Raw genomic sequence first — 13,564 nt, forward strand, 5'->3', positions numbered from 1 at the left:
TGTTAACTAGTATAAACATTTAATAGTTTCCTCTATATAAATGAACCGTGTTTAAGGAGTTGGAGTTTAAATTGAATTTCAATGAAGGTATTAAACAATCCGAAAAGGGGTTTCAGCAGATACTGGAGGGAGATAAACTTCTCTCTAAAGCAGTTGTGAATGACTTTTTATATACATGGCAATGGTGGTTAGGAATTGCGTTATTTATTCTACCATGGGTTATTTGGATTATATTTAGAAAAAAGGAAAGTACAGGGCGGCTGCTTATTGGTGGGTTTATAACCATCATTCTTTCATTAATCATCGACCTGATTACCAATTCTTTAGGTATATGGGCGTATCCGATGAAGTTTTTACCAGTAGGAACTATATTACTTCTTCCTTATCATTTCTCCTTAACACCTGTGGCGATTATGCTTACTCTTCAAATCAAACCAAATGCAAACCCCTTTATCAAAGGGGCAATATTATCTGCCATTACCGCTTTTGGATTCATGAAGATATTTGTTATGCTAAAATTTTACGACCCAAAAGGGTGGCCGTCCTTTTATGACTTTTTGATTTTTCTTTGCCTTTACCTTGCTGCGTACTGGTGTAGTAATGAACTTAGTTTTAATAACATATCTAATAAAAAATCTACGGATAGATAAAATAAAGGAAACTATTTTATACTACATCTTTAACGAATTTTCTTATTCAATCAGCTAGGCGAATATCGGCGATGTTCTCCAATAAAATCCGATGAACTTCATCAAAATGGTCTATGACCTGCAGTTCTTTGTCTAAAAGATTGTAGCGGTGAATTTTCCCGATAAGCAGCTCATGGCGATGATGATAATAATGAGTGACCATCACATTATTTCCGGTTTCCAGCGCCTCCATCACACATTCGTCCATGAGTTCGAATTGCTGCTCATCCAGTTGTTTCTTTTGTTCATACAAATTTTCCTGCGCCAAGTCCCGCAGCATTTTCACATGCTCCGGAAGCATTAAGGAAACCCATTTTTTATTTCCTCTATCACGAATCATGCTTTATGTCCCCCCACAAGTGCTGAGCGTTTCAAAGCTGTCCCAGCCTCAGTAAACGAAACCGCTCTCAATATCGCTGCAGACCCGAACTTATCTCTGATCTTATCTACAACATATCCTAAATCATGTAATTTTTCTTTATTAGGCTCAAATAGATTTAGCTGCATGTTCGTATCATTGACAATATTGGAAAGAGTGATTGTTATTTGACGAACATTTTTGCCTGTATAAAATTTATCAAATAGCTTTAAACATACTTGATAAATGGACATGGTTATATTGGTCGGTTCTTCCATTGTATAGGAGCGATGAAAGCCTCCTCCAAAATCGGAGTCACTATAACCAATGCCTAAACTAATGGTTCTACCTGCCTTTTTTGATTTACGCGCTCGACGTGCTACTTCCTCACACATTTCCAATATTATGATCTTAATTTCGTGTTCTTCTTTGTAGTCACGCAGCAATATTTGCCCTTTCCCAAAACTAATCTGGCCTTCCATGATAGGAGCCCCTAACTCAGATAAATCGACTCCCCAAGCATGATGGTAAAGCTGGTTTCCCATTATGCCAAATTCCTTTTCTAATAATTTCAGATCATATTTGGCTAAGGCACCTACAGAGAAAATCCCCATTCTGTTTAGCCTTTTTTCTACTCTTCTTCCTATCCCCCACATTTCTCGTAAGGGAGATACCGGCCATAGTTTGGTTGGGATATCCCCATAGGTCCATTCCGCTATTCCATTCTTCGCTTTTTTAGATTCCAAATCCAATGCTAATTTTGCCATCAGCATATTGGGGCCAATGCCAATAGTGCAAGGCAGTCCAAAGTTTTCAAAAATTTCATTTTTGATCATATGGGCAATTATTTTCGCGTCACCAAATATATTTTTCAGACCATCTACTTTCATAAACGATTCATCCACGCTATAGACATGAATATCTTCCATAGGTGCATACTTATTAAAAATTTTTATTAATTCTGTGGAAATTTGTAAATAGGTCGACATTTGCGCTTCCACGATAAGAATTCGGCTGTCATTAGGAATATTAAACAGCCGGGAAGATGCTGATTTAATGCCAAATTCCTTTTTTAATTTTGGAGATGCGGCGAGCACAATACTTCCTGGCTGCTCTTTGTTTCCAACCACTGCTAAGTAGCAGTCCATCGGATCCAGTCCATACATAACAGCGCTGCAGCTTGCGTAAAAGCTTTTCATATCGATGCAAAGTATTTGATGATGTGGGAGTTCATCGTAATTAATCATTACTAATCCCCTTTTCCTTATGTTGATGTTTTATTCTAAGATGAATAACGAACTTATGTTCCTATTATATTCTATATTGTATTCGAATATACGTTCGATTTCAATCCGCAGTTTTTGGAAAAGGAGTTCCTAAGCTCAGAAAAAAAGTTATAATGGGAATAGTTGAAACACTGGAGTTGGATAAATGGAAGAAAAATTTATTATCAAATTAATTACAAATTGCTTTTTACAATATTCAAAGGAATCTGCTGATTTAAACACAGAGGACCTAGAAGGAATGTATCAAAAAGTACTGCAGGAGAAAACGGAAAACCCGCATGAAGGCTTACATGATATTGTAAATGATATCGTCTATGAGTATTTAACCCAATGAAAAAACCCCTTACGAAAAGGGGTTTAATTTTTCACTTTTTAATACGGTATTGCAAGCTGACTGGCAATTATTTTTTAAAGAACAATGCGCGCACGCACCTTGTTTACTTTTTCTAACAAATTTATACAAAGTATAAGCAGCATATCCAAATATAGCTACACCTATAATAATACTTGCCAACATATTGACCACTCCTTATATTCCAAGAATGAGCTTTCCACCATAATAGACGATTAGCGATAGTAAATACGCAATAGCAAGTGCATACACGATACTGAATACCGTCCATTTCCATGAACCCGATTCATTTCGAATCGCCGCAACCGTTGCCACACATGGTATATAAAGCAAAACAAACACTAAGAAGCTATATGCTGATAAGGGTGTGAAATAATGTGACAATAACCCTTGAAGAGCCGTTGAATCTGGTGTATGGTAAATAATCCCCATCGTCGAAACAACTACTTCTTTTGCTAAAAATCCGGTGATTAAGGCTGCCCCTGCTTGCCACATGCCAAATCCAAGCGGTGCCAAGATCGGAACAAACCAACCGCCAATAATGGCTAAAAAGCTATGATCTAGGTCAACGGCTATGCCACCCGGTCCGAAATAGGATAAAAGCCAAATCGCAACAGAACCGCCAAAAATAAAGGTTCCTGCCTTGCGGACAAAGCCCTTTCCTTTATCCCATGTACTTCTCCACAATGTTAAAGCATGGGGAACACGGTATGGCGGAAGCTCAATCACGAACATAGAAGGCTGATTTTTCATAAGTACTTTCGAAAAGATTTTCGCTAGTACAAGTGCCACTACAATTCCCATTACATATAATGAAAAAACAATAATGGCTTGATGCTTATGAAAAAAAGCTCCTACAAACAAAGCATAAATGGATAATCGTGCGGAGCAAGACATTAATGGTGTTAAAAGTACCGTTAATAATCTCTCTTTCGGTTGTTCAATGGTTCTAGCAGCCATAATACCAGGAACATTACATCCAAAGCCGATGACCATTGGGATAAATGCCTTTCCATTTAAGCCTACTTTTTCCAAGACTCGATCCATCACAAGTGCAGCTCTAGCCATATAACCGGAATCCTCAAGGAACGAAATGAAAAGAAACAACACAAAGATTTGCGGCACGAAAACGAGAACACCGCCAACACCTGCTACAATTCCATCCGTCACAAGAGCTTGAATAAACGAGGTGGCTCCAACTGCTTTTAGACCTTCATCAATCCAGGAGCTTAATGGGCCTGAAATAAATGCATCTAACCAATCGGATAACGGTGTACCAATCCAATCAAAGGTAACCGTAAACATAAGATACATAAAAGCCAAAAAGATAGGAATCCCAAGCCATCGGTTCGTTACAATTTTATCAATTCGTTCCGTCCAATTTTTTTTCTGGCCTTCTTGGGTTTTCATGCTTTCCTGGATAATTTGATCAATCCAGATTCTCCGTTTTTCAAACAATAGCCGGGAAGCAGATGGAAAAGAGGTAGTTGCTTTTACTTCCCCTTCAACTGAGTCAATCACTGGCTTCAAACGATCTTTATCAACCCATTGCTCTATGTAAGAGCGGGCATCTGGATTTCCATCCAGAACTTGAAGGGCCAGCCAACGAACCGGAAGCTGTACATCCTCATCCCTAATCAATTCAATGATTTTTGCAATGCCTTTTTCGATGACATCCCCATATGGAATATTTGGGTCCTTATCCTCTTGGTCTGGTAATGACGTTAACTGTTGTGTAAGCTCATGACAGCCTCTTCCGTTTCTTGCGGTAATGGGTACAACAGGAAGACCAAGCTTTTGAGAGAGAATATTTGAATCAATATGAATACCTCTTCTCTCGGCAACATCAATCATATTCAAGCCAATGACAACCGGGCTTCCAAATTCAAGAAGCTGAACGGTTAGCTGCAAATTTCTTTCAAGCTGTGATGCATCTACAATATTAATAATATTTTCAAATTTTTCGTTTAGGAAAAATTGGATAACAACTGATTCATCCTTTGAAAACGGATAGAGAGAATAAACACCAGGCAAATCAATGAGATCACCTTTTATTTCCTTCAATCTGCCCACTTTCTTTTCAACCGTCACACCGCTCCAGTTTCCAACATACTCATACGATCCAGTTAAATGATTAAATAAGGATGTTTTTCCGGTGTTCGGATTTCCAACTAGTGCAGTAATCATGATTCACAATCAACCTTTATTTTTTTTGCATCACATCGGCGTATGCCAATTAACTGCCCTTGACATTCGACCATACAAGGACCGCCAAAAGGCATTAAACACTTCAATTTCACCGGACAGCCTTCAAACACACCTACATGGAGCAGACGGTGCTTCAAAGTCTCATCTACTTGAGAAAGATCAGAAATACTTCCTGCTTTGCCTTCAAGTAATTCCAATAAAGTCGCCATGATCATTTCTCCGTTCCATTTTAATTGAGAATGATAAATCTTCTCATTTACTGATTTTATTTTATCACGAAGTTGGGCAATATGGAACTAAAAATCAATTGGAAATGAGAATTTTTATCAATTGTTCACAAATCCTTTGAAAGTCAATTTAAAAAACCTGCTTATTGTAAGCAGGCTATTTGACGCGGATCATAGCATTTCCATGGATATAGGCTGGGTAGTCACGAAGTTTTATAGTAATTGGTTTTGTAGGAATTGGATCGTCATATGGAAATTCAATCAGGTTATCACTGAACGAAAAAGAATTAATTTCATGTTTCTTACCGTTAAAATCAGTGTAATAATCAAATAATTGAAAAGAAATTTTTTCTTTTAGAATAAATGTGAGTCTAACACCCGACTTCACTTTATTCAATTTCCCATCCATAGGCGCTTGTAAAACTTTTTGCTTCTGCGGATCCACTTTTACCAGCAACTGTTCCTTATCAAGTGCTCTTATTTTATTGATTGTAATATATAGCTTTTGTGATGTTGCAAAGTAGTTGCTTTGCAAATAATAGGTTTTATCATTACCTTCCCCGGTTCCAGTCAAACCATTCATTATTATTGGCCATGTTTCACCATGTTCATTGACCAGACGCAAATCTTGAAGTTCAAAAATTTGTTTTGTATTTCCCGCTGGAAAATGAACCGAAATGGCAACTCTTGTTGGTGAAAAGCTTATATTCTTAATTAGAATTTTTTGATTTTCGACCAAAACCGTTTTATTTAATGAAACAACTTCTTTCTTTGCAATTTTATGTTGATCTAGCGTAAATGGAATTTTCCATTTCGCAGCGTATTTAACCGTTTTTTCTTTGTCCTCCCCTGTCCTCTTTTTTAATTCCATCGTAAGAGTCAATGGAGAAGTAGGTAAATTTTCAGCGAGGGCCATATCACATTGGTATATAGGTGATTTTCCATTGTCAAAATCTACACTTTGTTGTGTACTGAAATAGCCAAGTTTAAGTTTTTTTCCATTTTCCTTTTCAAAGTAATAGTTATCTACTATTAAAGGAGTATTAATATCCTGTTTGGATTCAAAATGATAAAACATTATCAGCTGTTCCTCATCGGCAATAACGGAATCTAATACCACCTTAATCCCATCATGTTCATCGGAACGATTGATTTTTTGAGCATAATTATGAGCGATGGCGGCAGTTAGACCTTTATCATTACGGACAACCTCCGCAATCTTCTCCATTCCATGCATGCCGGCAGTTTGTTTTTCAGCAGGAATAATGCTACGAAACATGATGACAAATACAACGACAATAACAGCAGCGGATAATAAAGAATTAGTCCAAAATTGGAACCTTTTTTTCTTATTTCTAGCTTCACGAATTCCTGCAAAAATGGCATCTTCTATCTTTTCATGCGGTACGAAAATTTCATCATACTTCTGTTTCACATTGTTTAACTTTTTTTCTTCGAGATCAAACATGCTTTTGCCCTCCTTCCTCTTCCAGTTGATGCTTTAATGCCTTCAGCCCCTTATAAAGCCATGTTTTCACTGTACTTTCCGGACATTTTAAGAGTGTGGCAATGTCGGAAATCTTCATATCATGAAAAAATTTCAAAATAATAACATCTCGAAATTTCTCATCCAGCTTATACACCGCTTCTTCTATTTCGAATGGAAATGCTTCTTCTTTGGCACCTGCAATAACCGCCAAGTCATCGTGATGGATGACCCGCTTCTGCTTCTTCAGCTCATCCTTACAATAGTTGATTAGTATTCGTATTAACCATGTTGAAAAGTATTCGGGGTTTTTCAATTTCTTTATCGCTTTATAGCTGCGAAAGGTTGTTTCCTGAATTGCTTCCAATGCTGCCTCTTCTCTTTTTAAATAAGACATAGCAATTCGATAAAGCTGCTCCTTCTGACCCGATACGAGTTGATAAAAGGCAGTATCATCGCCCTTTTTTGCTTTTTCAACAAGGGATATTAATTCCAATCTGATCCCCCCTTTTTCTCTCTCTTTCCAATTAGACAGACAGCATATATAAAAAGTTTTATTTTCAACAAAAAAAAAGAGGTAATTGATTGGAAGTCAATTATCCCCTTACAAAATCAACATAGTTTAAGAAAAAAAGAGCATTTCTTTTTATAATCCGAGAAATCCACCGAACATGTTGCTAAGAGCGGATTTGAACACTTTAAATAACATATCACCCATAATATAAATGGAGATAAAGGTAAGGACATAGGTTGCTAATGAACCGTAAATCACATCGAATCCTTCATGATTGTCTTTTTTATAGCTTGCAATGACAAGTGGTGGAATCATCATAATCGATCCTAAAAATCCTAATAAAAATATATAAAAAGAAAATTGGATTTTTGAAATAGCCAATAATAAGGCGATAATTAAGACAGCAACGAAAGGAATTAAAAATGCACTAAAACGTGCCAATACTTCTTTATACCCAATTTGTACTCGCCCCAATTTGATCGCACCAAAGGTAAAGGTGATGACCAACAAAGTAAGAATAATAAAGCCGATAAAAGGTAAGGCAACGGATTCCCAAAATGATGGCGAAGCATCTATTCTTGCTCCAAAAAGAGAACCGAGACTACTAACTTCTGACATGAGACCTTTTACCGCAAAAAATAGGATGAGCGGTAAAAATAGGCTATATAAGATGATCGTTATGATTCCATTAACAAAATGTTCCTCACCGACTTCACGGCTACTACCAAACGGCTTTTTTAACACTTGTGTAATAAATTGAAAATATTGCTGAGAAATCTTCTTGGTTGCTTCCACATATTGATTTGGTTGTGCATTTTTTGAAGGAACAGTCGTTGTAGAGGAATGTGCTGCCGCTGCCTCGCTTGCTCCTAAACTTAATAAGCTTGCTCCACAATGTTCGCAAAAATTCCCCCCTTTATTTTCGTGTTGACAATTTGGACAATTCACACGTAAAACCCCCTCGGAAAACATTAAAATATTATTCAAATCTAATGTGGAAACGAATCACTCCTACATTAAGATTAGAATCCTTTATGTATTGTTACTTTTGGATACCTATGGTCTGCTACTAACGGGATTGTTTTAGTCCCCAACTTCGCGAGAATTCTATTTTTTATATTACCTAATATCGGATGATAAAATTTCGAATTATAAAAATCCTCTTAATAGTATTATGACAAAGGCCATGTATTACTTCAATAGGGAAAACAAGTATGATCTATGGTAGAACTATTTTTTAATGTATTGAATGGAGAGTATTCTTCTTTATTAATTGGGCCGCAGGATATATTAAAAACAGCCGACATCAATCGGCTCAAACAGTATATATCCTAAAACCTATTTTTTATAAAACGCCTTTCCCCCAACTTTCTCCACAATCATAGGAAACAGTGTGTAAAGAATACTGCCTGCGTTCATCCAGCGCGGCAAGTTGATTTCCCTTCGTTTGGTGAACATGCTTTGCACGATGATTTCAGCTAATTTTTCCGGGTCTAGCATATAACGTTCAATATTTTTTATGTATGTTCCGGATTTATCAGCTATATCAAAAAATTGGGTTGCAATCGGTCCTGGATTGACGGTTGTAACAAACACATGGAAAGGTGCCAATTCCATCCGCAGACTGTTCGAGAAGCCAATAACGGCATGCTTTGTAGCGGCGTATGCACTTGATTTAGGAGTAGCCAATTTACCTGCCTGTGAAGCGATATTAATGATATGGCCAGATTTTTTCTCTCGCATGAAAGGAAGCACTTCCTTTGTACAGGCAATTAGTCCGATTACATTCACATTAAACATTCCCTGAATATCCTCAAGGGTAGCCTCATGTGCCTCATCAAAGATACCGTACCCGGCATTGTTTACCAAGACATCAATTGGACCAAAATCACGTTGAATTTTCTGAAAAACTTTTGGTATTTCTTCCGTATTGGAGACATCGAGCCTCTCCACCATGCATTTTACAGAAAAGGCAGCATCAATTCTTTGTTTTAAGTCACAAAGCTTATCATGATTCCGTGCCAGCAAAACAACATTTGCACCATTTCGGGCGGCTGTAAAAGCTATTTGCTCCCCAAGACCACCCGATGCACCTGTAATTACTACGGTTTTTCCTTTTAATTTTTCGTTAACCATATGTACCTCCGATTAGTTTGCAAAAAAATATGCAACTCCATTTGCATCCATGCTTTTATTAATTTCACCTAACGATAACAAATAATCAAGCTGTGCAGTTGTTTCCGATAAGGTTAGCCCCAGCTCCTTCTGGTACACAGCCGGAAATAACTTTTTGCAAATTTCAAAGGTTGATAATGGTTTTTCTTTCAACATTGCTTTGACTTGCATTGCCCGGTCATGCTGTCTTTGGATGCGGCGCTCAATCAATGAATGGACCTTAGAAACGTCTGCACCATGTCCTGTATAAGTTAGATGAATATCGTAATTCAGTAGTTTCTTTAATGATGCATTATATTGCAGCTGGGGCCGAGGTCGTTCTTCTTCAGCCTTTAAAGGTGGTTCTAATAAAGGATTAGATGAAATGGTTGCTAGAACATGATCCCCGGCAATCAATGTTCTATCATTTTCTCGATAGAAGGATAGATGACTTTGCGCATGTCCAGGTGTCTCCAAGACAAACCAATTTTCCAAACCAGGAATTGTATCCCTTTCCTTAATCGTTTCTGTAATTGGTCTGTAGGCTCCATATTTTAAAGGAGATTTCCACTTTTTTATACTATCTTGAAAATCACCTTCAATCCCGAATTCTTTAAACAGCTCATAATAAAATTGATCATGTGAGGCAAAAAAGCTTTCATCCTTTTCCAACCACGGTACGCAATATGGATGACCATAAATCCATATATCATCCGAAAGCCACTCTAAAAAACCTACATGATCCGGATGATGATGGGTTAATACCACCTGCTCAATATCCTCCGGGATATAACCTAATTGCGATAATTGAAAGGTAAAGAGCTCCCAAGCTTCCTTCGTTTTTACTCCTGCATCTATTAAGGTTAGGGTCTCCCCTTTTATAAGGTATACATTGACATCGCCAACTGCAAATGGTGTTGGCACTGTAATTTTGGCAATATTGCCGTTCCATGAAACCATCTATATTCCTCCTGATCTAATGAATCATGATTCATTATCCAAAATGATAATTATATTTTAGTCTTTAATTTCCAGAATGTCATTATATCAAAATAGAATATGCAGAAAATTTTCAAAAAAGCTATTGACAGACAAGCTCTTCCTTTTGCATAATCGAATATAATTTAAACTTAAAACAAATAGCTTTGATCAAGGCTATTAGATGAAAAATGATGAAAGAGATTGAAGTTCACGGGCTGAGAGACTTCATCATCCCCTTTTTCATACGAACCTACCTTGTGAGCTGATTGGAAAACCAATACGTATTTCGGCGTTAACGATTTAGAGATGAATGCTCACTGGCATTCAATTAAGGTGGTACCGCGAAAAATCGCCCTTCGTCCTTTGGATGGGGGGCTTTTTGTTTTTGGTTATATTAAAAAGACAGGAGGAATGTGATATGAAAATAACCTTCATCGGTGCAGGTTCAATGGCGGAAGCAATAATTGGCGGATTGGTGAAAAATAATGTTGTAGAAAAGCACCATATTTATGTCACCAATCGCTCCGAAGAATCAAGATTGCAGTATATGCGAAATCAATATGGGGTACAAACCACTTATAATCTTCATAATTTATTTCACCAAACCGATATAGTGGTACTAGCGGTTAAACCAAAGGATGCGATGGAGGTGCTGCAGAAAATCTCCTCATATCTTCAGCAAGATACCCTTCTTATATCGGTCATTGCAGGAGTATCTTTATCGTCAATGGAGAACATATTAAACTTAGAAGTCCCAATCATAAGAGCCATGCCAAATACATCTGCTGCTATTGGCAAATCGGCCACTGCTATTGCAAAAAATAAAGTGGTAAAGGAACATCATTTAAATTATGCATTTACCCTTTTCTCCTCCATCGGATTAACAGTAATGGTGGATGAGGAAAAACTAGATGCAGTGACAGGCTTATCTGGCAGCGGACCTGCCTATATATATTATATTGTCGAAGCAATGGAAAACAGTGCAATGGAAATAGGATTAGAAACAGATATGGCTAAAAAGCTAATAGTGCAAACACTACTCGGTGCAGCAGAAATGTTAAGCCAATCAAGCGAAAAAGCGGAAAAATTGCGTTTTGCTGTAACAAGTCCAGGAGGAACAACAGAGGCAGGAATTCGTATGCTTGACCGTCATAAAGTCAAAGACGCCTTTGTAGATTGCATTAAAGAAGCAACCAAGCAATCCAAACGACTTTCCAAACAGCATTCTAAAGATTGAAACTTTGTAAGCAAGTTTCTTTTATATAGTAGGAGGCCATTGTTATAATAAGATTAATTTGGATGAGGAGGTCTATATATGTCAGTAAAATTATTTGAGCCATATAAGCTAAAAAATATCACCATAAAAAACCGCATCGTCATGTCCCCTATGTGTATGTACTCTTGCCATAATGAAGACGGAAAAGTAACGGATTGGCACTATACACACTATACTAGCCGTGCAGTCGGGCAGGTTGGCTTAATCATTCTCGAAGCAACAGCTGTGACGCCACAAGGAAGAATTTCACCGCAGGATTTGGGCATCTGGAGTGACGAGCATATAGAAGGCCTTAGCAAGCTTGTTGGAATGATAAAAGAACATGGTTCTGTAGCGGGTATCCAAATCGCTCATGCTGGGAGAAAAGCTGTTTTAGATGGTGAAATAATTGCTCCTTCAGCGATAGCCTTTAATGAAAAAATGAAGACACCAAAAGAAATGAGTATGGAAGACATTAAGGAAACGATCGAGGCATTTAAACAAGGTGCGCTTCGTGCTAAGAAGGCAGGGTTTGATGTCATCGAACTTCATGGAGCACACGGATATTTAATCAATGAATTCCTTTCTCCATTATCCAATCATCGCAAGGATGATTATGGCGGTTCAGCAGAAAACCGCTATCGATTCTTAAAGGAGATCATCGATGCAGTGAAAACTGTCTGGGATGGTCCGTTAATGGTTCGCGTATCCGCAAATGATTATGATCTGGAAGGGCTGGATATTGACGATTATGTTCCATTTTGCAAATGGATGAAGGAACAAGATGTTGATTTAATAGACGTAAGTTCCGGCGCAGTTGTTCCTGCAAGAATTAATGTTTACCCGGGCTATCAAGTAAAATACGCAGAGGCTATTAAGCATGAAGCAAATATAGATACGGGAGCAGTCGGACTTATTACATCTCCTCGTCATGCCGAGGAAATTTTACAAAATGAGCGTGCAGATTTAATTTTTATTGCTCGTGAATTATTGAGAGATCCGTATTGGCCACGTACGGCAGCAAAAGAGCTTGGAGTCGAAATTAAATCTCCTGTACAATACGAACGTGGTTGGAATGCTTAACTAATACAATGAAGAAATGGCCCTTGTTCACGACAATGGCCATTTTACTTTTGAATGGGAATGCTAATTTCAAAAAAATCATGTGCAATATAAGTATTAGGAAAAATCTGTTTCGCCTCATCAGCAAGATGGTTGGATTCTTCCATACTATACCTGGAGCTAATATGGGTTAAACAAAGCAACTTTGCATTCGCTACTTTTGCTGTTTTTGCAGCTTGAGAGGTAGTGGAATGAAAATACTCGAATGCCATTTCCACACTTTCCGCCGAAAAGGTGGATTCATGGACAAGAACATCGGCATTTAAAGCTAATCTCATTGCATTTTCACATGTTCTTGTATCGCCTAAAATAGTAACAATTCGACCCTTTAACGCTGGACCGAGATAATCTTTTCCGTTCACGATTTTTCCATTTGAAAGCTGGACGGAATCACCATTCTTTAGTCTTGCATAAGTTGGTCCAGGTGGTATTCCTTCCTCCTGAAGCTTCTTCGCATCCAAAGTTCCTGGTCTATCCTTTTCTATTATGCGATAGCCAAATGAATCGATTGCATGGTCCAGCCTAGCTGCCTCTACAATAAATTGATCATCTTCAAAAATAATTCCCTCTTCTACCTCTACAATCCTTAACGGATATTGTAGATGCGTATCACTAACCTGCAGGGATACTTCGATAAACTCCCTCAACCCCTTAGGACCATATACGGTTAATTCTGTGTTGCCACTTTGAAAGGAACGACTCCCAAGTAATCCAGGCAGACCGAATATATGATCTCCATGTAAATGAGTAATAAATATTTTTTCGATTCGCCTTGGCTTTAATGTTGTATGTAAAATTTGGTGCTGGGTTGCTTCACCACAATCAAATAACCAAACTGCTTTTCTCTCTTCCAATAACTTCAATGCAATGGAAGTCACATTTCTTAGTTTTGCAGGTATTCCTGCTCCAGTTCCTAAAAATAATAATTCCAC

15 protein-coding genes are annotated in these 13,564 nt (G+C 37.7%); 4 read left to right on the forward strand and 11 right to left on the reverse strand.

Translation table 11 applies throughout. The features are described 5' to 3' along the window. Nucleotides 1-71 precede the first annotated feature (71 nt). Nucleotides 72-650 (forward strand): CBO0543 family protein, encoded by a 579-nt coding sequence (locus tag KHA87_RS08765; protein WP_213093690.1) that lies wholly within the window; start codon nt 72-74, stop codon nt 648-650. Nucleotides 651-696: 46 nt separating this feature from the next. On the opposite strand, the gene KHA87_RS08770 is transcribed toward KHA87_RS08765, so the two are convergent. Further along, a complete protein-coding gene (locus tag KHA87_RS08770; RefSeq protein WP_213093691.1) occupies nt 697-1,029 on the reverse strand; it encodes a YolD-like family protein in 333 nt (110 codons plus the stop codon). Continuing rightward, nucleotides 1,026-2,294: a Y-family DNA polymerase gene (locus KHA87_RS08775; protein ID WP_213093692.1), complete on the reverse strand. Its 1,269-nt coding sequence runs from the start codon at nt 2,292-2,294 to the stop codon at nt 1,026-1,028. The genes KHA87_RS08770 and KHA87_RS08775 overlap by 4 nt, the downstream gene beginning before the upstream one ends. A 184-nt stretch (nt 2,295-2,478) precedes the next feature. Between KHA87_RS08775 and KHA87_RS08780 the strand changes: the two genes are divergently transcribed. Next, nucleotides 2,479-2,667, forward strand: coding sequence for a YqzH family protein (locus KHA87_RS08780; protein WP_213093693.1), 189 nt, complete (start codon nt 2,479-2,481; stop codon nt 2,665-2,667). Nucleotides 2,668-2,676: 9 nt separating this feature from the next. Here the strand turns inward: KHA87_RS08780 and KHA87_RS08785 are convergent, their stop codons facing one another. The 8 genes from KHA87_RS08785 to KHA87_RS08820 all read right to left on the reverse strand — a co-directional run bounded on the left by KHA87_RS08785 (nt 2,677) and on the right by KHA87_RS08820 (nt 10,234). After that, entirely contained in the window at nt 2,677-2,850 is a 174-nt protein-coding gene (locus KHA87_RS08785; protein WP_213093694.1) for a FeoB-associated Cys-rich membrane protein, read from the reverse strand. Between the two features lie 12 nt (nt 2,851-2,862). After that, nucleotides 2,863-4,872, reverse strand: coding sequence for a ferrous iron transport protein B (feoB, locus tag KHA87_RS08790; protein WP_213093695.1), 2,010 nt, complete (start codon nt 4,870-4,872; stop codon nt 2,863-2,865). Next, nucleotides 4,869-5,102 carry a FeoA family protein gene (locus KHA87_RS08795; protein WP_213093696.1) on the reverse strand — a complete coding sequence of 78 codons (234 nt, stop codon included), beginning with the start codon at nt 5,100-5,102 and terminating at the stop codon, nt 4,869-4,871. Before KHA87_RS08795 ends, feoB begins: the two co-directional genes overlap by 4 nt. Before the next feature lie 175 nt (nt 5,103-5,277). Then, nucleotides 5,278-6,588: a DUF4179 domain-containing protein gene (locus KHA87_RS08800; RefSeq protein ID WP_213093697.1), complete on the reverse strand. Its 1,311-nt coding sequence runs from the start codon at nt 6,586-6,588 to the stop codon at nt 5,278-5,280. Further along, nucleotides 6,581-7,102 (reverse strand): sigma-70 family RNA polymerase sigma factor, encoded by a 522-nt coding sequence (locus KHA87_RS08805; RefSeq protein WP_213093698.1) that lies wholly within the window; start codon nt 7,100-7,102, stop codon nt 6,581-6,583. Before KHA87_RS08805 ends, KHA87_RS08800 begins: the two co-directional genes overlap by 8 nt. Before the next feature lie 150 nt (nt 7,103-7,252). Beyond that, nucleotides 7,253-8,068: a zinc ribbon domain-containing protein gene (locus tag KHA87_RS08810; RefSeq protein ID WP_213093699.1), complete on the reverse strand. Its 816-nt coding sequence runs from the start codon at nt 8,066-8,068 to the stop codon at nt 7,253-7,255. A gap of 390 nt (nt 8,069-8,458) precedes the next feature. Further along, nucleotides 8,459-9,256, reverse strand: coding sequence for an SDR family NAD(P)-dependent oxidoreductase (locus KHA87_RS08815; protein WP_213093700.1), 798 nt, complete (start codon nt 9,254-9,256; stop codon nt 8,459-8,461). Between the two features lie 12 nt (nt 9,257-9,268). Next, the gene (locus KHA87_RS08820; protein WP_213093701.1) at nt 9,269-10,234 is read right to left on the reverse strand and encodes an MBL fold metallo-hydrolase; all 966 of its coding nucleotides are present in this window, start codon (nt 10,232-10,234) and stop codon (nt 9,269-9,271) included. A 439-nt stretch (nt 10,235-10,673) separates the two neighbouring features. On the opposite strand from KHA87_RS08820, the gene proC reads away from it, so the two are divergent. Together proC and namA are read left to right on the forward strand one after the other, a co-directional pair. Further along, on the forward strand, nt 10,674-11,492 hold the full coding sequence (gene proC, locus KHA87_RS08825; RefSeq protein ID WP_213093702.1) for a pyrroline-5-carboxylate reductase: 819 nt from the start codon (nt 10,674-10,676) through the stop codon (nt 11,490-11,492). Nucleotides 11,493-11,570: 78 nt separating this feature from the next. Beyond that, nucleotides 11,571-12,593: an NADPH dehydrogenase NamA gene (gene namA / locus KHA87_RS08830; RefSeq protein ID WP_213093703.1), complete on the forward strand. Its 1,023-nt coding sequence runs from the start codon at nt 11,571-11,573 to the stop codon at nt 12,591-12,593. Nucleotides 12,594-12,637: 44 nt separating this feature from the next. On the opposite strand, the gene rnz is transcribed toward namA, so the two are convergent. Then, on the reverse strand, nt 12,638-13,564 hold the full coding sequence (rnz, locus tag KHA87_RS08835; RefSeq protein WP_213093704.1) for a ribonuclease Z: 927 nt from the start codon (nt 13,562-13,564) through the stop codon (nt 12,638-12,640).

It is taken from the genome of Bacillus sp. FJAT-49736 (assembly GCF_018343615.1).
Classification (GTDB): Bacteria; Bacillota; Bacilli; order Bacillales; family Bacillaceae_C; genus Margalitia.